This is a genomic window from Pseudomonas kielensis, from assembly GCF_030505375.1.
GTDB classification, from domain to species: Bacteria; Pseudomonadota; Gammaproteobacteria; order Pseudomonadales; family Pseudomonadaceae; genus Aquipseudomonas; species Aquipseudomonas kielensis.
Window position 1 is genome coordinate 222,501 of sequence record NZ_CP130043.1, and the last position, 16,445, is coordinate 238,945.

General features: G+C 61.2%; 18 protein-coding genes, 1 rRNA gene and 1 pseudogene (1 of these 20 only partly in view). 10 read left to right on the forward strand and 10 right to left on the reverse strand.

Annotation, left to right across the window (positions count from 1 at the left end):
- A 16S ribosomal RNA gene (locus tag Q1W70_RS01155) occupies positions 1 to 628 on the reverse strand (it extends 909 nt beyond the left edge of the window).
- A gap of 703 nt (positions 629 to 1,331) precedes the next feature.
- Between Q1W70_RS01155 and Q1W70_RS01160 the strand changes: the two genes are divergently transcribed.
- Entirely contained in the window at positions 1,332 to 1,637 is a 306-nt protein-coding gene (locus Q1W70_RS01160) for a hypothetical protein (RefSeq protein ID WP_166592402.1), read from the forward strand.
- 70 nt (positions 1,638 to 1,707) lie between these two features.
- On the opposite strand, the gene Q1W70_RS01165 is transcribed toward Q1W70_RS01160, so the two are convergent.
- Positions 1,708 to 2,802, reverse strand: a complete 1,095-nt coding sequence (locus tag Q1W70_RS01165) for a DUF1615 domain-containing protein (RefSeq protein WP_182344057.1) — start codon at positions 2,800 to 2,802, stop codon at positions 1,708 to 1,710.
- Positions 2,803 to 2,952: 150 nt separating this feature from the next.
- Between Q1W70_RS01165 and Q1W70_RS01170 the strand changes: the two genes are divergently transcribed.
- A complete protein-coding gene (locus tag Q1W70_RS01170) occupies positions 2,953 to 3,567 on the forward strand; it encodes a LysE family translocator (RefSeq protein WP_166592400.1) in 615 nt (204 codons plus the stop codon).
- A gap of 46 nt (positions 3,568 to 3,613) precedes the next feature.
- Positions 3,614 to 4,183, forward strand: a pseudogene (locus tag Q1W70_RS01175) (FAD-dependent oxidoreductase); the annotation flags it as partial.
- A gap of 18 nt (positions 4,184 to 4,201) precedes the next feature.
- On the opposite strand, the gene hemB reads toward Q1W70_RS01175, so the two are convergent.
- Positions 4,202 to 5,176, reverse strand: a complete 975-nt coding sequence (gene hemB, locus Q1W70_RS01180; RefSeq protein ID WP_166592399.1) for a porphobilinogen synthase — start codon at positions 5,174 to 5,176, stop codon at positions 4,202 to 4,204.
- Positions 5,177 to 5,409: 233 nt separating this feature from the next.
- Between hemB and Q1W70_RS01185 the strand changes: the two genes are divergently transcribed.
- Complete coding sequence (locus Q1W70_RS01185; RefSeq protein WP_166592398.1) at positions 5,410 to 6,030, forward strand: LysE family translocator; 621 nt, start codon at positions 5,410 to 5,412, stop codon at positions 6,028 to 6,030.
- Positions 6,031 to 6,075: 45 nt separating this feature from the next.
- On the opposite strand, the gene Q1W70_RS01190 is transcribed toward Q1W70_RS01185, so the two are convergent.
- Positions 6,076 to 6,777, reverse strand: a complete 702-nt coding sequence (locus Q1W70_RS01190) for a glutathione binding-like protein (protein ID WP_302098526.1) — start codon at positions 6,775 to 6,777, stop codon at positions 6,076 to 6,078.
- A 332-nt stretch (positions 6,778 to 7,109) separates the two neighbouring features.
- On the opposite strand from Q1W70_RS01190, the gene Q1W70_RS01195 reads away from it, so the two are divergent.
- Together Q1W70_RS01195 and Q1W70_RS01200 are read left to right on the forward strand one after the other, a co-directional pair.
- Positions 7,110 to 7,784, forward strand: coding sequence for a histidine phosphatase family protein (locus Q1W70_RS01195; RefSeq protein ID WP_095167910.1), 675 nt, complete (start codon positions 7,110 to 7,112; stop codon positions 7,782 to 7,784).
- Between the two features lie 76 nt (positions 7,785 to 7,860).
- Complete coding sequence (locus tag Q1W70_RS01200) at positions 7,861 to 8,913, forward strand: permease (RefSeq protein ID WP_166592396.1); 1,053 nt, start codon at positions 7,861 to 7,863, stop codon at positions 8,911 to 8,913.
- A 38-nt stretch (positions 8,914 to 8,951) separates the two neighbouring features.
- Here Q1W70_RS01200 and mnmH read toward each other — a convergent pair whose 3' ends face one another.
- Both mnmH and selD read right to left on the reverse strand, forming a co-directional pair.
- Positions 8,952 to 10,055, reverse strand: coding sequence for a tRNA 2-selenouridine(34) synthase MnmH (gene mnmH / locus Q1W70_RS01205; protein ID WP_185818630.1), 1,104 nt, complete (start codon positions 10,053 to 10,055; stop codon positions 8,952 to 8,954).
- Positions 10,055 to 11,089: a selenide, water dikinase SelD gene (gene selD, locus Q1W70_RS01210; protein ID WP_185818631.1), complete on the reverse strand. Its 1,035-nt coding sequence runs from the start codon at positions 11,087 to 11,089 to the stop codon at positions 10,055 to 10,057. The genes mnmH and selD overlap by 1 nt, the downstream gene beginning before the upstream one ends.
- Before the next feature lie 151 nt (positions 11,090 to 11,240).
- On the opposite strand from selD, the gene Q1W70_RS01215 reads away from it, so the two are divergent.
- Positions 11,241 to 11,468 (forward strand): DUF6555 family protein, encoded by a 228-nt coding sequence (locus tag Q1W70_RS01215; protein ID WP_095167875.1) that lies wholly within the window; start codon positions 11,241 to 11,243, stop codon positions 11,466 to 11,468.
- A gap of 57 nt (positions 11,469 to 11,525) precedes the next feature.
- Here the strand turns inward: Q1W70_RS01215 and Q1W70_RS01220 are convergent, their stop codons facing one another.
- The 3 genes from Q1W70_RS01220 to Q1W70_RS01230 form a co-directional block, all read right to left on the reverse strand.
- Entirely contained in the window at positions 11,526 to 11,693 is a 168-nt protein-coding gene (locus Q1W70_RS01220; RefSeq protein ID WP_166592393.1) for a metallothionein, read from the reverse strand.
- Between the two features lie 122 nt (positions 11,694 to 11,815).
- Positions 11,816 to 12,271, reverse strand: coding sequence for a DMT family transporter (locus Q1W70_RS01225; RefSeq protein ID WP_265537418.1), 456 nt, complete (start codon positions 12,269 to 12,271; stop codon positions 11,816 to 11,818).
- Between the two features lie 2 nt (positions 12,272 to 12,273).
- Positions 12,274 to 12,771, reverse strand: a complete 498-nt coding sequence (locus Q1W70_RS01230) for a DMT family transporter (RefSeq protein ID WP_232534592.1) — start codon at positions 12,769 to 12,771, stop codon at positions 12,274 to 12,276.
- A 115-nt stretch (positions 12,772 to 12,886) separates the two neighbouring features.
- Here Q1W70_RS01230 and Q1W70_RS01235 point away from each other — a divergent pair, with 115 nt between their 5' ends.
- The 3 genes from Q1W70_RS01235 (at position 12,887) to Q1W70_RS01245 (ending at position 15,483) form a co-directional block, all read left to right on the forward strand.
- Positions 12,887 to 13,819, forward strand: coding sequence for a LysR family transcriptional regulator (locus Q1W70_RS01235; RefSeq protein ID WP_166592391.1), 933 nt, complete (start codon positions 12,887 to 12,889; stop codon positions 13,817 to 13,819).
- 190 nt (positions 13,820 to 14,009) lie between these two features.
- Positions 14,010 to 14,804: a hypothetical protein gene (locus Q1W70_RS01240; RefSeq protein ID WP_265537417.1), complete on the forward strand. Its 795-nt coding sequence runs from the start codon at positions 14,010 to 14,012 to the stop codon at positions 14,802 to 14,804.
- Between the two features lie 82 nt (positions 14,805 to 14,886).
- Entirely contained in the window at positions 14,887 to 15,483 is a 597-nt protein-coding gene (locus tag Q1W70_RS01245; protein WP_166592389.1) for a DcrB/PsbP domain-containing protein, read from the forward strand.
- A gap of 9 nt (positions 15,484 to 15,492) precedes the next feature.
- Here the strand turns inward: Q1W70_RS01245 and Q1W70_RS01250 are convergent, their stop codons facing one another.
- Positions 15,493 to 16,209 (reverse strand): alpha/beta hydrolase, encoded by a 717-nt coding sequence (locus tag Q1W70_RS01250; RefSeq protein ID WP_166592388.1) that lies wholly within the window; start codon positions 16,207 to 16,209, stop codon positions 15,493 to 15,495.
- Positions 16,210 to 16,445: the final 236 nt, after the last annotated feature.

Sequence of the window (16,445 nt, forward strand, 5' to 3'; positions counted from 1 at the left end):
GCAGTTCCCAGGTTGAGCCCGGGGATTTCACATCCAACTTAACAAACCACCTACGCGCGCTTTACGCCCAGTAATTCCGATTAACGCTTGCACCCTCTGTATTACCGCGGCTGCTGGCACAGAGTTAGCCGGTGCTTATTCTGTCGGTAACGTCAAGACAGCAACGTATTAGGTTACTGCCCTTCCTCCCAACTTAAAGTGCTTTACAATCCGAAGACCTTCTTCACACACGCGGCATGGCTGGATCAGGCTTTCGCCCATTGTCCAATATTCCCCACTGCTGCCTCCCGTAGGAGTCTGGACCGTGTCTCAGTTCCAGTGTGACTGATCATCCTCTCAGACCAGTTACGGATCGTCGCCTTGGTGAGCCATTACCCCACCAACTAGCTAATCCGACCTAGGCTCATCTGATAGCGCAAGGCCCGAAGGTCCCCTGCTTTCTCCCGTAGGACGTATGCGGTATTAGCGTCCGTTTCCGAGCGTTATCCCCCACTACCAGGCAGATTCCTAGGCATTACTCACCCGTCCGCCGCTCTCAAGAGAAGCAAGCTTCTCTCTACCGCTCGACTTGCATGTGTTAGGCCTGCCGCCAGCGTTCAATCTGAGCCATGATCAAACTCTTCAGTTCAAACATCTTTGGGTTTTTAAGAAACCCTAAACTTGGCTCAGCAATCGTTGGTTACATCTTTGATTTCTCGCGGAGTAACTTGTGATGCTGATAATCTTTTTGACTATCAGTCTGACAGCACAAGCACCCACACGAATTGCTTGATTCAGTTGTTAAAGAGCGGTTGGTTAAGATCTTTCGTCTCAACCGAGGCGCGCATTCTACAGCAGCCTCATTTGCTGTCAAGTGGTATTTTTCAGAAGCTTTCGAAGATTTCTTCAACAACTTCAACCACTTGCGCTTCCGATCACTCGGTAGCGGGAGGCGAATTCTACAGCGTTACACGCTGCTGTCAACACCTCTTTTTCAACTCCTTTCGCGCTTCGATGAACTGAAGCAACCTGCTGCCGAAAACTGCGTAACTCGTTGTTTACCAAGGAGTTTTCCGTTTCGACTGCGCCGGAAGTGGGGCGAATTATAGACATATAGAATCTGCCGTCAACTGCTAATTTGGTTTTTCTATCAAAAGCCCCAGAACCGCCCTCAATCCCGACTCTCTATATAGAAGAGCAATGTCTTGCCCTGCCCCCATCAGTTCCTGGTCCTGCTTGTCCGCGCCATCACCGCCATCGATGTTCACCATCGACCCAATGAAATTCTCTTAAAAATCCTGACGCGTAACATTGGCTCCATACCAACCACGACACCCCCGGAGCACACCCTCATGAAGCGCCACATCATCCTCAGCCTCGCTTTCTCCGTACTGGCCACCAGTGCATTCGCCACCGACCTGACACCCCCCGTCAGCGCCACACAACAACCCGCCGTGATCGCCGAAGGTGGCTCCGACCGTCTGCAACAGAACCGTGTCGCCGAAGGTGGCTCCGACCGCCTGCAACAGAACCGTGTTGCCGAAGGTGGCTCCGATCGTCTGCAACAGAACCGTGTCGCCGAAGGTGGCTCCGACCGCCTGCAACAGAACCGCGTTGCCGAAGGTGGCTCCGATCGCCTGACCCAGAACCGTGCATGAATTGCCGGTCCGCACACCTCAACAAAAAGCCCGGCACACTCTGCCGGGCTTTTTTCGCCCTCCGTCGGCCCTAACCCGCGGCTGCGCGCTTCATGCAACGCTGATAACGCTCATCGACACGCTTGGCAAACCAGGCCGTGGTGAGCTTACGGGTGATTTTCGGGCTCTTTAGCTCAATCCCCGGCAACACCGCCCTGGGCAACGCCTGGCCTTGAGGCTTTTCGGCCAGCGCGAATACCCGCTTGTAGAGTTTGCTGTCTTCGAAAGCCAGACTATCCCCCAACTCCAGTTGATCGCGGATCGTGCTGTTGCGCATATCCAGGCGTTTACCCAGGCTGCGCACTGCCAGTTCAGTGGAACCCGGCAGTAGCGAACCGTAGCGGATCAAGTCGCCATCCAGCGCCAGGGAACCACCGGTCGCGCGGTTCAGTGCAGCCTGGAATGCCGCATTGCGGCTGGCGTACCAGCCGGCATTGAAGTCGGCGAAGCGATACAGCGGCTGGCTATAGCTCACCGGGTAACCGAGCAGGTGGGCGATGCCGAAGTACATGCCGCCCCGCCGAGTGAACACCTCACGGCGGATCGAGCCGTCCACCGGGTACGGATAGTTGCGCGCCTGCTTTTCGGCAAACGCGATGCTGACCTGCATCGGCCCACCGGTGTGCACCGGGTTGAACCCGCCGAACAGGGTCTTGCCCATGGGCACCCGGCCGATGAAGTCATCGAAGATCGCGCTGAGCTCTTTTTCGCTACGCGCCGCATTCAACCGGTCACTGTAACTTTTGCCATTGGTCGAACTAACCTGCAGGGCCCCCCGCACCAGGAGACTGGGGATATGCGCCCTGGCAGCACGGCGGTCGATCTCGTCCCGGGCAATCTTGCCCAGCCCCGGCACTTTCGGGTCAGCCTGAAAGGTCGACTCCTGCTCGGTCACTGCCAGCACCGAACAGAGATTCTGCGAGGTCGCGGGAATCGCCTGCGCGGCAAAGGCACTATAGATGTCGTTAGCCCAACCTTGCCGGTCCACCGTACTGGCGGGCAACAAGCGTACGATCTGCGCTTTGACCTGGTCCGGCTTGGGCGCTGCATCGCGGCTACCCTGACTCGCACACCCGGCCAGCAATAGCAGCGTAGCGAGGCTGATGATCAATTGATTGGCTTGCATGGTGTGGCTCAAGGGTCCTTTTGACCGACCGGGCGAATGACTCGCACTACACTTCGGTGTTTTCCTCTGGAAAAGCAACCCGCATTGCACTTCAATGAACGATTGCTTGCGGGTGCTCTGACACCCGATCACCGACTGGAGTTCGCTGGCATGCTGACAATGGATTTTCTGCTGACCTCACTGATCGTCGTGTTGATCCCCGGCACTGGCGTGGTATTTACCCTCTCCACGGCGCTGGCCGCTGGCAAACGGGCCAGTGTCTACGCTGCGCTGGGCTGCACGGGCGGGATAGTGCCGCACCTGATGGCCTCGATGCTGGGCCTCTCGGCAATCCTGCATACCAGCGCGCTGGCATTCCAGGGGCTGAAGTTTGCCGGGGTCGCCTACCTGTTGTACCTGGCCTATGCCACCTGGCGCGACCGCTCGGCATTTGCCGTCAGCGATACACCGCTCAACCTGAGTGGCGGCACCATCATGCTGCGCGCTGGCCTGCTCAATCTGCTCAACCCCAAGCTGACGATATTCTTCCTGGCGTTTCTGCCGCAGTTCATCACGCCCAACGGGCCGTCGGCCACGGTGCAGATGCTCACCCTAAGCACAGTGTTCATGTTGATGACCTTTGCGGTATTTGTGATCTATGGCTTACTGGCGAACTTTTTTCGCACGGCCGTCATCGAGTCACCCACCGTTCAGAACTGGCTGCGCCGCGGATTTGCCGCATCGTTCGCCGCACTGGGCCTGAACCTGGCGTTTGCCCAGCGCTGAGCCTCCCCATGGGGCGATGATAAAGACACCACCCACTACCAGAACGGCAGATCACAGGTTGCTCGACAGCTATGCCATCGAACGCATGGCCTTTGCTCGCAAACTGGTGAGCACCACCGATCGGGTATTCAGCTTCATCACAGCCGAAGGCGCCATCGCCGACCTGTTGCGCACCCGCGTGGCACCGTTGCTGTTACCCAAAATGGCGGCACTGGAGCGGGCTCGCGAGTGGTTGTTCCGCACCGTGTCGCAAATCACCCTGAACTACCGCGCGATGCCACTCAGTGCGGGCCATGCCGGCACGGTGTTCGGTGGCGATCGCCTGCCGTGGGTACAGGATGCTGAGCGCGACAACTTTTCCAGCCTCGCCCTCCCCGCCTGGCAGGTGCATGTGTACGGCGACACCAGCGACGAAATGCGCGCCTGGTGCAGCGATCATCACCTGGCGCTGCAGGTGTTCGCCTACACGCCCGACCATGCAAAAGCCGGCCTGGCGTGCAATGGGTTCTACCTGTTGCGGCCTGACAGCTACGTAGCGCTCGCCGACCCGGGCGCTGACCCGAAAGTCATCGAGCGCTACTTTCACGCTCATGGGATCAAGCCGTTCATGAGCTGAGCGCGCGCCCGTAGCGGGTCAGATTCCGCTAAGCGCCAGGTCCATGGCGAAGTAGGTGAAGATCAGGTCCGCACCGGCGCGCTTGATCGCACCCAGGCTCTCGCGCACCACCCGCTCTTCGTCGATCGCCCCGGCGGCCGCGCCGAACTTGATCATCGCGTACTCGCCACTGACCTGATACGCCGCCAGCGGCAACCGCGAGGCTTCGCGGATATCGCGGATGATGTCCAGATAGGCGCCGGCGGGCTTGACCATCAGCGCATCGGCACCCTCCTGCTCATCCAGCAGCGATTCGCGCACGGCTTCGCGGCGATTCATCGGGTTCATCTGGTAGCTCTTGCGATCGCCCTTGAGCGCACTGCCACCGGCCTCGCGGAACGGGCCGTAGAGGGCCGAGGCAAACTTGGTCGAATAGGCCATGATCGACGTCTGGTGGAAGCCAGCAGCGTCCAGGGCGCGGCGAATGGCCTGCACCTGCCCGTCCATGGCCGCCGAGGGTGCAATCACATCCGCCCCGGCACGCGCGGCGGCGACGGCTTGCTGGCCAAGGTTGAACAGCGTCAGGTCGTTGTCGACTTCGGCGCCATGCATCACCCCGCAGTGGCCATGATCGGTGTACTCGCAGAAGCAGGTGTCGGACATGACGATCATTTCCGGCACCGCGTCCTTGCAGATCCGCGCCATGCGCGACACCAGACCGTTTTCCCGCCAGGTGTCGCTGCCATTGCCATCCAGGTGGTGCGACACCCCAAAGGTCATCACCGACTGGATACCGGCCCGGGCGTAACGCTCGATTTCACCGGCCAGTTTCGACTCGGGAATCCGCCGCACACCCGGCATGCTGGTGATCGGTACGAAATCGTCGATTTCTTCCTCGACAAAGATCGGCAACACCAGGTCATTGAGGCTGAACTCGGTTTCCTGGAACAGCTTGCGCAGTTGCGGGGTGCGCCGCAAACGGCGTGGACGGGCTTCGGGGAACTGGCTGGACATGAAATTTCCTGGCAGGAGGCCAAAGGCCTGAACAAGACAAAAAGTGCTGGAGGCGCGAGCTTATGCCCCTCGCCCCTGCTGGCACAAATGCAGGTGAGGCAAGAGTTTATTGCGAAAACAGTAACAATAGAACCCGAGGGGCCCCATCCCCTGACAGTGACTCACAGTTCAACTAATCTGCCTAACGCACCCACGGTGGGTGACAAACCCCGAAGGATACGGAGTGAGCCCAGATGTTTGAGATACACAACTACGGCAGTTTCATCGCGGCGATCGTGATTTTCCAACTGATCCCCGGCCCTGGCACCTTTGCCATCCTCAATGCCACCGCCCGCAACGGCATCGGCGCCGGTTTTGGCGCGGTGCTGGGGACCCTGCTGGGGGATGCGACCTACATGATTGCCGCTGCGGCCGGCCTGGCAGCGCTGATGAGCGCCAACCCGCTGCTGTTCCAGGGGCTGCAGTGGTTCGGTGCAGCGTACCTGTGCTGGATGGGCATACAAATGTTGCGCACCCCGGTGGCGCAACATGACGCGGCCCTGGAACCGCGACGCTCGGCGCGCACCTATTTGCGCAACGCCCTGGTCATCAGCCTGACCAACCCGAAGGTCATGCTGTTTTTCGTGGCGTTCTTCCCGCTGTTCATCAGCCCGGGGTCGTCGACGGTGACCCTGGTGGCGATGATGGTCCACGTGACCCTGATCAGCCTGCTGTACCAGGGCGCCCTGGTGCTGATCGGCAACGCTGCGGCGATCCGCTTGAAGGCCCTGCCCCTGGCCCGGACCATTGCCACCCGGGTGGCAGCCATCGCGCTGATCGGCTTTGGCCTCAAGCTGGCGGCCAGCAACCGCTAACCCAGCGCCCAGGTACGCCACTGCACCAGGCAGTGGCGGACCGGTTCAAGACTTGGGAATTTCCAGCCCGCGCACTACCGCCGGGCGCGCCAGGAAGCGCTCCAGTACCCGCAGCACATTGGGGAAGTTTTTGATCCCCACCAGATCGCCGGCCTCATAAAATCCGATCAGGTTGCGTACCCACGGGAAGATCGCGATGTCGGCGATGGTGTAGCGCTCACCCATGATCCAGTCACGCCCTTGCAGGCGTTCGTCGAGTACCTTCAGCAAGCGGGTGCTCTCGGCGACATAACGGTCCCGCGGACGTTTGTCCTCGTACTCCTTGCCGGCGAATTTATTGAAAAAGCCCAACTGGCCGAACATCGGGCCGATACCGCCCATCTGGAACATCAGCCACTGAATCGTCTCGTAACGTGCCGCCGACTCCTGGGCCAGCAATTGCCCGCTCTTGTCGGCGAGGTAAATCAGGATCGCTCCGGACTCGAACAGCGCCATCGGCTTGTCGTCGGGGCCGTGAGGGTCGAGGATCGCCGGAATCTTGTTGTTGGGATTGAGCGACAGGAACGCCGGGGACATCTGGTCGTTGGTCTCGAAACTCACGCGATGGGCCTCGTACGGCAAGCCGATCTCTTCGAGCATGATCGAGACTTTGACCCCGTTTGGCGTAGGCAACGAGTAGAGTTGAAGCCACTCGGGGAACTGGGCAGGCCATTTTTCAGTAATCGGGAACGCTGACAAATCGGTCATAGTGAACATCCAGTGACAATTCAACGGCTGAGTTTTGGCCTAACACGCGGCACACGGCCGGCCTGTACGCGGGCTAGCTTATAGCGAGCCTGCCGGCGCCGGCATCTTAAATCGGAAACATTATGTCGCTAACCTTCCCCCATTCTCAGCGTTACCCCGGATAAAGTGCGCGCCCGCAGATTCCAATCGAACCAATAGCCCTCAGCGGACTCTGAAGGCAGCGCGCGCGCAAGATGACTCGCCCAACGACATGGAAAACCATCCGAAGCCGGGAGCTTGCGGTGGAAAGGTTTGTCAGCCTTAACCTGAATGTGCTGAAGAACTAATACTTGATGAGAAACCCACTGCAGATCACCCAACGCCTGAAACAGCGCGCCTTCGTGTTCCTCCCTGCACTGCTGACTACCTGCGCCCTGCTGCTGTCGCTGGAGTCGAGCGAAAGCCGCGCCCAGCCGGTTGATGGCACCCAGACCCTGGTGTTTTTGCGGCATGCGGAAAAACCGGCCGGCGGTCTCGGACAACTCAATTGCCAGGGCCTGAACCGCGCCATCGATCTGGCACAGCTGCTGCCCGAAAAATTCGGCAAAGCCGATTTCGTGTTTGCCGCCAACCCGACCCGCAATGTCGAGGAAGGCGAGCTCGACAACTCCTACAGCTACATCCGTCCCCTGATGACCATCAGCCCGAGCGCGATCAAGCTGGGCCTGCCGGTGAACATCGAGTTTTCCGCCAACGACACCAGTGAACTGGCGGACGAACTGCTCCACGACAAGTACCACAACTCGATCATCTACACCGCCTGGTCCCATGGCTACTTGCCAGAGCTGATCAACAAGGTGGCGCGCGAAGCGGTGGGCAGCAAGCAGTCGATCACCGAGGACTGGGAGTCCGGCGACTTCGACTCGATGTACGTCCTGACCCTGACCTGGCACAACGGCAAGGCCACCTTGCAGAGCCAGCATTACAAACAGGGCCTGGACAATGGCCAGGAGAGCTGCCCGACCTGACAGGGCGGCCGCACCAGCGCATGGCCCGGGGTGAGGTATGATGCGCGACCTGTCCCCCTGTACCCGGAACCCCTGTATGTCCAACTCCTTAACCACCCCCAACCGGGGCTGGTCGTTCTGGTGCAAGCCGGCCCTGTTCCTGTTGGTGGCCTGCATTGGCCTCTACTACGTCAAGTGGTCCCCGTACTACTTCAAGGCCTTTACCGCTGCCGACAGCCACAGCATTGGCGCCTCGATTCTCAACGACGCGCAAACCGCCCCCCTGGCCGCCGCATTGACGTACGCCAAGGTGTACTTCCTGGCAATCTGGAAGGCCGCCGTCCTGGCGGTAATCCTCGGTTCCCTGCTGCAAGTCCTGATCCCGCGGGACTGGCTGCTGCGGCTGTTCGGCCGCGCGGGCTTCGCCTCCACCCTGCGCGGGGGCCTGTTCGCCCTGCCCGGCATGATGTGCAGCTGTTGTGCAGCGCCGGTAGCCGCCGGCATGCGCCGGCAAAACGTATCCGTGGGTGCGGCGCTTGCATTCTGGATCGGCAACCCGGTGCTGAACCCGGCCACCCTGGTATTCATGGGTTTTGTCCTGGGGTGGGGCTTTACCGCCCTGCGACTGGTCGCCGGCATCGTGTTGGTGCTGGGGGTTTCGCTGGTGGCCCAGCGCATTTCGCGACCCGAGCAAGTGCCACAAGCCGCCCTGCAAGCCGTGGAAAACGTCAGCACCACGGATTCGCAACCCTTCCTCGGCCGCTGGATCCGCACCCTGTGGCAATTGTTCTGGAGCACCATTCCGGTCTACATCCTGGCCGTATTGGTGCTGGGCGCCGCGCGGGTCTGGCTGTTTCCCCACGTTGACGGGGCGATGGCAGACAGCTTGTGGTGGCTGGTACCGCTGGCCATCGTTGGCACCCTGTTCGTGATCCCCACCGCGGCGGAAATCCCGATCGTGCAGACCATGATGGCCCTGGGCATGGGCACCGGCCCGGCGGTTGCGCTGTTGATGACCCTGCCCAGCATCAGCCTGCCGTCGCTGCTGATGCTGCGCAAAGACTTCGACACCCGGGTGCTGGTGACCGTGGCCCTGCTGACCATGCTGGTCGGCGTGCTGTGCGGGCTGATCGGCGCGCTGATACTGTAAGGCACGTGGCAAGGCGCTGAACGGTCGGCGCCTTGTTCTCAAGCTTGCCGGCGGCTGCGTTCGCGCAGGTATTCAAGCACCGCGGCCTGCTCACCCGCGAACTCGATTCGATCGCCCTTCTTCTCGCGCTGAAAGGCGTACATCGGGTCGTAGTACTCGTTCAACAACCCTTCGATCCAATCGCGATGCAGGTCCACCGCACCGCTGCGTGCCTGTTCAGCCAACGCCGCTTCCATCAAGCCGAACAGCCGTTGGTGGCGCTCGCCCCCCAGACGTTTGCGAATGTTGTTCAGGCTGTCCAGCAAGCGCTCGGAAAACTGTACAAAGCCCTGATCGCCATACACCGCGACAAACTCGGCGCACAGGTCCACCACATAATCACGCAGGATGCGCTCTACCCGCCCCTGCACGCTGTCCTCCAGCCAGACCATCGCAAAACGCTGCATGCCCTGATACAGCGGCAACGGCAAGGCGCAACTGCCCACCATGCGGCTTTCGTCCTCGAGCACAAACTGCTCGATGCCCCTGGCGCGCTTTTTCAGTACGTCGACTGCCAGGCGGTTCTCGAAGTCGATATTGGACGGTTGCCCGCTCGCCCGCTTGCCGAAGCTGGAGCCACGGTGATTGGCATGCCCTTCCAGGTCCAGGCCATTGTTCAATCGCGTGAGGACATCGGTCTTGCCGGTACCGGTCATGCCACCAAGCAAAACGAAATCGCACTGGCCGACAGCCTGGTCGAGCGTATCCAGCAGGAAGGTACGCATTGCCTTGTAGCCACCGCCGACTCGAGGGTAGTCGATGCCCGCTTCGTCCTTGAGCCATTGCTGGACGATCTGCGAGCGCAGGCCTCCACGAAAGCAATACAGATAACCCTCGGGATGGGCCTGCGCGAAATCGGCCCAGGCCTGGATCCGCTCGGCCTTGATAGCCCCCGAGACCAACTGGTGCCCCAGGACAATGGCCGCCTGCTGGCCTTGCTGCTTATAACAGGTGCCGACACGCTGACGTTCGTTGTCAGTCATCAGCGGCAGGTTGACCACCCCGGGAAACGCACCCTTGGTGAATTCGATCGGCGCACGGGTGTCCATCATCGGGCGATCGTTGAGAAAGATGTCGCGGTAATCGGTGATATCGACAGGCATCAAATCACCTCGACCGCGTTGCTCTGTCGCTCGACCAGTTCACCGATAGGCGCCAGGTCCAACCCCAACTCGGCGGCCACCGCCAGGAATTGCGCGTTGCCCTGCGGTGTCACGGCAACCAGCAAGCCGCCACTGGTCTGCGGGTCGCACAACACACGCTTGTGCAACTCCTGGACACGCCCCAGCTTACTGGCGTAGCTGTCGAAATTGCGCAGGGTGCCACCCGGCACACACCCTTGGTCCAGGTAGTACTCGACACCCGGCAGGCGCGGCACGCGGTCGTAGTAGACCCGAGCCGTCAGCGCACTGCCGTCGGCCATTTCCACCAGATGCCCGAGCAAGCCAAAACCGGTGACATCAGTCATGGCGGTCACGCCGTCGAGCTTGCCGAATCGGCTCCCAGGCTTGTTCAAGGTGCACATCCAGTCCCGAGCCAGGCCCACGTCGCTGTCACGCAGCTTGCCCTTCTTCTCGGCGGTGGTGAGGATGCCGATCCCCAACGGTTTGGTCAGGTACAACAGGCAACCAACGGTCGCCGTGTCATTGCGCTTCATATGACGTTTTTGCACCAGCCCTGTGACCGCCAGGCCGAAAATCGGCTCCGGGGCATCAATCGAGTGCCCACCGGCCAAGGGGATTCCCGCCTCATCGCAGATCGACCGACCGCCGCGAATCACTTCCCGGGCAATCTCCGGCGCCAGCACATTGACCGGCCAGCCGAGAATGGCAATCGCCATCAACGGATCGCCCCCCATGGCGTAGATATCGCTGATGGCATTGGTCGCGGCGATGCGCCCGAAGTCGTAGGGATCATCGACAATCGGCATGAAAAAGTCGGTGGTCGAGACCACGCCGCGCTCGTCATCAATGGCATACACCGCCGCATCATCGCGCGAAGCGTTGCCCACCCAGAGTTTCGGGTCGAGGTTCTGGGCGCCGCTGCCAGCCAGGATCACTTCCAGCACCTGGGGCGAAATCTTGCAACCACAGCCTGCACCGTGACTGTATTGAGTCAGGCGAATGGGCTCGCTCATGGGGGGCACCTCGGCAAAAAAGATCGCCCAGTCTAACAGAGCCCATTGGCCGCCCCCCAGAAGCCAGTCGATTGAGGCCCGCCGAGCAATTGGAATGAATTTTTTCAGCGACGGGGGATCACTCTAGTACGACAGGGAGGAATAGCGGCACATGATCAACGCAAAATTGTTCGTCATCGAATACACCCTTCACGGTGTGCCCAAGTCTTTCATCATCCGTCAGGAAAAGATGGACAACGCCGAGGCCTGGCACTGGGCCAGTTGCGACGCCGGGGTTGGGCGCATCGGCCGCTTTGGCCGAGAGAAAGTGAAGAAGACCAGCAAGCCGGCAGCGGAGAAATTCGGCATCGAAAACGTCACGTGGCGGCCCACCAGCTGAAGCGTGCATGACCTTGCCGTGGGCGCCATCCCGGCGTCAACGGCAAGGTCATACCCACTAGCCATGAGTCCCTTTGGCGCACTGGCAGCCCGCCGTCGTGCAGGCTTCGCCGTGCTCGTGATGCTTGGCGCACCCCTCGCAGCAGTAGTGCTTGCCATGCCGGACTATCGAATGCTCGCCCAGTTTGCACGAGCAGTTGGGACAAGCGCAGGTGTCTGCTTTCATCAGTCTGACTCCATTGGTGTGGTCGTCCAGAGGCGACGCCAATGTCACCTCTCAAGCAGTGACCGCACCCACCGACATACCCACGCGGCCCCTCGCTCCTGATACAGGTTAGTCGATAAACCTCAGGCCACTTGCCGGCGACTGCTGCGGTACATCAACACCAGCGCCAGCCCCAGGCAGACCATGGCCAGAATGCGATGGCTGGACAACTCTATGGACGGATTGCCCAGCCAGCCGAAATGGTCGATCAGCATGCCCATGCCCAACTGGCCGAGGATCACCGCCACCGTCGCCACCGCCGTGCCAACCCGGGGCACGGCACCGACCATCACCAGCATGTAAACCACGCCAAACAGGGCTCCGCTGAGCTGCCACTTCGGCACCTCCAGCAGGCTGACGGCATGGGCTGGTTCGAAGAACAGAATCAGCAAGGCGGTCGTGATGGCCCCCACCACAAAGGTCAACAGGCTACTGCGCAACACGCCGACCGCCTGGCCCAAACGGCCATTGATCGCCGCCTGCACACTCAACACCGCACCGGCCGCGACAACCAACAGCAACAACACCAACAGATTCATGTTCAACCCCGCGCAATCAGGACAAGAGCAGCGACGATCAGCAGCAAGGCCAGCCAACGCTCCCGGTTGACCGGCTTGCGCGCCGCGCCGAACCAGCCGAAATGGTCGATCAGCACACTCTTGCCGACCTGACCGGAGAGGATCGCAATCATCGTCATGGCAATCCCGATGACCGGGGTCGCCAGGGTCAACACCACCACGTACATCGGCCCGAGCAAACCGCCAATCAATTGCCAGCGCGGCAAAGTGCTGAATGCCGGCCCCGGTTGCGGCCCGCTGAACAGCAACAGCAGAAACAGGATCGCCGAGCCGACACCGAAAATGCTCAGGGTCGCCCACAGATGCCCCACCTGGGCGCCCAAAGGCCCCAGCAAACCCGCCTCCACCGACAGGCCCATGCCCGCCAGGATCACCAGCGGTAGCAACAACAAGCGGGTGAGCGGGTTGGGCCGGGGCGTGACAGCGGCCCCGAGGGCCTCACGGGTAGAAACTGAAGACATGACAACTCCTGCACAAAGGTGAAAAGAATGACGGGCATTATCAATTGCCCAACCTTTGCGATAAATGCGACTCTGTCGACAACACTTTTGCGTAACTCGCACAGCAGGCTGTTTCATGCAGGGTCTCAATGAACTCAGTTTCAAGGCGCTACGGTTGTTCGTAGCGGTTCTCGATCACGGCAGCTTTTCCGAGGTCGCCCGCCGCGAAGGCCTGGCGCCTTCATCGATCTCGCGGCAGATCCAATTGATGGAACAGGCCCTCAGCCAGCAATTGCTCTACCGCCACACGCGGGCTGTGACGCCGACCGAGGCCGGGCGCCTGCTCGGCCAGCATGCCCGGGTGATGCTGGTGCAACTGGAAGAAGCCGAACAGGCCTTGCAGGAACAGGCCAGCGAACCCAGTGGCCTGGTGCGCATCAACGCGCCGGTGGTGTTCGGCCAGTTGCACCTGTCGCCCTGGATCGCCGAGCTGTGCCAGCGTTATCCCAGGCTGCAGCTGGACATCCAGCAAACCGATCGTTACGTCGACCCACTGCAGGAAGGCTGCGACCTGCTGTTTCGTATCGGCGCCCTGCACGACTCCAGCATGCAGGGCCGCGTGGTCGCGCCGCAGCGCTATCACGTCGCCGCCAGCCCGGCGTACCTGGCACACCATGGCACCCCGCAGCATCCCGTGGAGCTGGCGCGGCACCAGTGCCTGGCCTACAAGGGCGACTCCGGTCTGCAACGCTGGTTCTTCCGCCAGGACCCGGGCGAGTGGACCCCCTACTCGGTCAGGGGTCCGCTCACCGGCAACCACGCCGACACCCTGACCCAGGCTGCCGAACAGGGCATGGGGCTGGTGATGTTTCCTTCCTGGCTGATCGGCGAGGCCCTGAGCCGGGGCAAGCTGGTGCAGGTGCTCGGTGATTTCCAGGCCTCCAACAGCCTCGAACCCCAGCAGATCGCCATTCTCTGGCCAGGCAGTCGACGCTTGTCAGTGAAAGTGCGCGCAGTGATCGACTTTTTCGTCGAACGTTTTGGCGCAGTGCCCTACTGGGATCAGTAAGCCGGCTGGGGGTACAACCCAGCCCTTGCACGATCAGCCACCTGTTCGCCGCGCGGATCATCACACACAGCCCCAGACCGATCGACGACGCAGCCCTCTTGAAGTGACGGGGATGTTGCAACCAGAGGGTTCAGGCGCCACGGCGAAGCCTTGTATGCTGTGTGCCCCGCCATCGAACAAGGAACGCTCCGTGCTGCTGTTGAAACTCGTGCTGATCCCCGGTTTTCTCCTGTTGATTTCCCTGGCTGGCAAACGCTGGGGACCGAGCGTCGCAGGATGGCTATCGGGGTTGCCGGTGGTGGTCGGGCCGATCCTGTTTTTCCTCGCGGTCGAACAAGGCCCGGCATTTGCGACCCAGTCGGCGATCGCGGCGCTGTCGGCCATGTCGGCGATGATCACCTTCTGCGTGGTCTACGCCCAGGCCGCGCAACGCTGCAACTGGCCGGCGGCGCTGCTGATCGCCCTGTTAAGTTGGAGCCTGGTGGCCTGGGTGCTGTCAGTGATGCCCGCGTCGCTGCTGTTGTCGGTGATCGCCGCGGCGACCGCCCTGCTCGCGGCTCCCTACCTGTTCCCCGCCGCACAACCCTTGCTCGCAGGCCCCGCGCCAAAGTCCGACAGACTGTTGCTGCGCATGCTGGCCGGGGCGTTGCTGACGCTGGCGGTGACCTGGTTCGCCAGCACCCTGGGTGAGCGCTGGAGCGGTTTGCTTGCGGTCTTCCCGGTGCTTGGCAGCGTGATGGCAGTGTTCTCCCAGCAAACCCGGGGGCCAGCATTCACCGCCGCGTTGCTGCGCGCCACCGCGACCGGCATGTACGCCTTCGCAGCCTTTTGCCTGACCCTGGCCTTGACCTTGCCGCGTTGGGGCGGCTGGGCCTTTGTGCTCGGGGTGGCGGTGTCGCTGGTGATGCTGCTGATGACCAAGCGGCGGGCCGCACCCTCGCCCCTGCGCACCGGGACAGCGCCGCCGGTCAAGCTTGAAGACTGACCCACCGGCAAGTTCGTGCTGGAGTGAGTGAGGGGCCCCGTGGGATGATCGCCACCCCGCGCGATCACACCCGGAGACTCGCATGTCGCTGCTGAAAAAAATCATCGCCAGTAAACACGCCGCTGTTCTGTTGCTGACAGCGCTCACCACCTTCGGCGCCGCCAGCGTCTACGCCGCCAGCCAGCCGACGACCAAGACCGCCGCGGCAGAAAAAGTCGCGGTGCTGGGCAACAAGTTCACCTTCAGCCTGCCCAAGGGTTTCATTGCCAACCCATTGCCCGGCGGTGACGCGGCCAACGGCACGTCCGGCGCCAAGGGCACCATGTACACCAATCAGCAAAGCAAAACCGTGCTGATCATCGCCGAAAACACCTTGCCCGAAGGCCTCAGCGTCAAGGACAACGACGCGGTATTCCTCGACGAGTCCATCTCCGGTTTCGCCAGCCAGCAACGCGAAGCCCTGGCCGACTTCAACAAACAAAGCGAAAAAAGCCTGACCCTCAAAGGCCTGGGACTGCGCCAGATCGACTTCACCGCCACCCAGGGCGGCGGCCCGACCCTCAACACCAGCCTGCTGGCCGGCTCGGGCACTCGGATGATGCTGATCCAGATCATCTCCCGCGCCGACGACAAGGCCGGGCACGCGGCCCTGGTGAAAAACATCCTTGGCGAAAAGTAAACCGGCGAGCTACTGATTGATCCGTAACAACCAGGCATCGAGGTCCTTGATCTCCGACTCGCTGATACTGTGACCGAGCCCCGGATAGGCATGAAACTGCGGCACCAGGCCCAGCCCCGACAACAGGCTGTTGGCGTCAGTGCCATCGCTGAAGGGCAAGCGCTGGTCGTCCGTGCCATGGCCGATGAAAATCGCCAGGGAACCCAGCGCCGGGTCCGCCTTGAGCTGACCACGCAACACCGGCAGCACCTTGCCACTCAACGCCGCTATCCCACGCACCGCCGTGGGATGGCGTAGCGCGACTTCATACGACATGATCGCCCCCTGGCTGAAGCCCACCAGGAACACCCGATCGGCCGTGGTGTGATACTTGCTCGCCGCCTTCGCGACAAAATCCATCAGCAACGCGGCACTGCGCTGCAAGTCATCACTGTCCCCGTCGTACGCCCCGTCCCCCTTCTTGTTAAACCACTGATAACTGCCCTGCTCCAGCACCTGCGGCGCACGTACCGCCAAATAGGTATACGACGCCGGCAACCCCTCCTTGAGATTAAACAGATCCGCCTCGTTGCTGCCGTAGCCATGAAGAAAAATCACCAGCGGCTGATTGGCCGGGCCGGGGATCGATTGTTCGAGGTACTGCAGCGGCAAATCGTCATGCAACACCGATTGGGCCTGCACGACCGGGGATGCCAGCAACAGGCATACGGCAAACAACTTGAGCATGGACCTTCCTTCAATGGGGCGGATTCGCGGGGCAGCGTAGCATGCGAGGGAAAACGGGGAATGAAACAGGCCGGGCACGCCGACCTTGATCAAGGGCTGCGAGGATTGGGGTATTGCCGAAACATACGGTGCGGCGGATCTGCCCCCCCAAAAACTCAGCGCCTACCCAAATGAACACGAACGGACTCCCCCTCCAGGCATAAAAAAAGTGGCCACCGCGTCAACGGTGGCCACTT

Coding starts and splice junctions, on each gene's coding strand:
- Q1W70_RS01160 (WP_166592402.1), top strand. CDS start 1,332: ATGAAGCGCCACATCATCCTCAGCCTCGCTTTCTCCGTACTGGCCACC.
- Q1W70_RS01165 (WP_182344057.1), bottom strand. CDS start 2,802: ATGCAAGCCAATCAATTGATCATCAGCCTCGCTACGCTGCTATTGCTG.
- Q1W70_RS01170 (WP_166592400.1), top strand. CDS start 2,953: ATGCTGACAATGGATTTTCTGCTGACCTCACTGATCGTCGTGTTGATC.
- hemB (WP_166592399.1), bottom strand. CDS start 5,176: ATGTCCAGCCAGTTCCCCGAAGCCCGTCCACGCCGTTTGCGGCGCACC.
- Q1W70_RS01185 (WP_166592398.1), top strand. CDS start 5,410: ATGTTTGAGATACACAACTACGGCAGTTTCATCGCGGCGATCGTGATT.
- Q1W70_RS01190 (WP_302098526.1), bottom strand. CDS start 6,777: ATGACCGATTTGTCAGCGTTCCCGATTACTGAAAAATGGCCTGCCCAG.
- Q1W70_RS01195 (WP_095167910.1), top strand. CDS start 7,110: ATGAGAAACCCACTGCAGATCACCCAACGCCTGAAACAGCGCGCCTTC.
- Q1W70_RS01200 (WP_166592396.1), top strand. CDS start 7,861: ATGTCCAACTCCTTAACCACCCCCAACCGGGGCTGGTCGTTCTGGTGC.
- mnmH (WP_185818630.1), bottom strand. CDS start 10,055: ATGCCTGTCGATATCACCGATTACCGCGACATCTTTCTCAACGATCGC.
- selD (WP_185818631.1), bottom strand. CDS start 11,089: ATGAGCGAGCCCATTCGCCTGACTCAATACAGTCACGGTGCAGGCTGT.
- Q1W70_RS01215 (WP_095167875.1), top strand. CDS start 11,241: ATGATCAACGCAAAATTGTTCGTCATCGAATACACCCTTCACGGTGTG.
- Q1W70_RS01220 (WP_166592393.1), bottom strand. CDS start 11,693: ATGAAAGCAGACACCTGCGCTTGTCCCAACTGCTCGTGCAAACTGGGC.
- Q1W70_RS01225 (WP_265537418.1), bottom strand. CDS start 12,271: ATGAATCTGTTGGTGTTGTTGCTGTTGGTTGTCGCGGCCGGTGCGGTG.
- Q1W70_RS01230 (WP_232534592.1), bottom strand. CDS start 12,771: ATGTCTTCAGTTTCTACCCGTGAGGCCCTCGGGGCCGCTGTCACGCCC.
- Q1W70_RS01235 (WP_166592391.1), top strand. CDS start 12,887: ATGCAGGGTCTCAATGAACTCAGTTTCAAGGCGCTACGGTTGTTCGTA.
- Q1W70_RS01245 (WP_166592389.1), top strand. CDS start 14,887: ATGTCGCTGCTGAAAAAAATCATCGCCAGTAAACACGCCGCTGTTCTG.
- Q1W70_RS01250 (WP_166592388.1), bottom strand. CDS start 16,209: ATGCTCAAGTTGTTTGCCGTATGCCTGTTGCTGGCATCCCCGGTCGTG.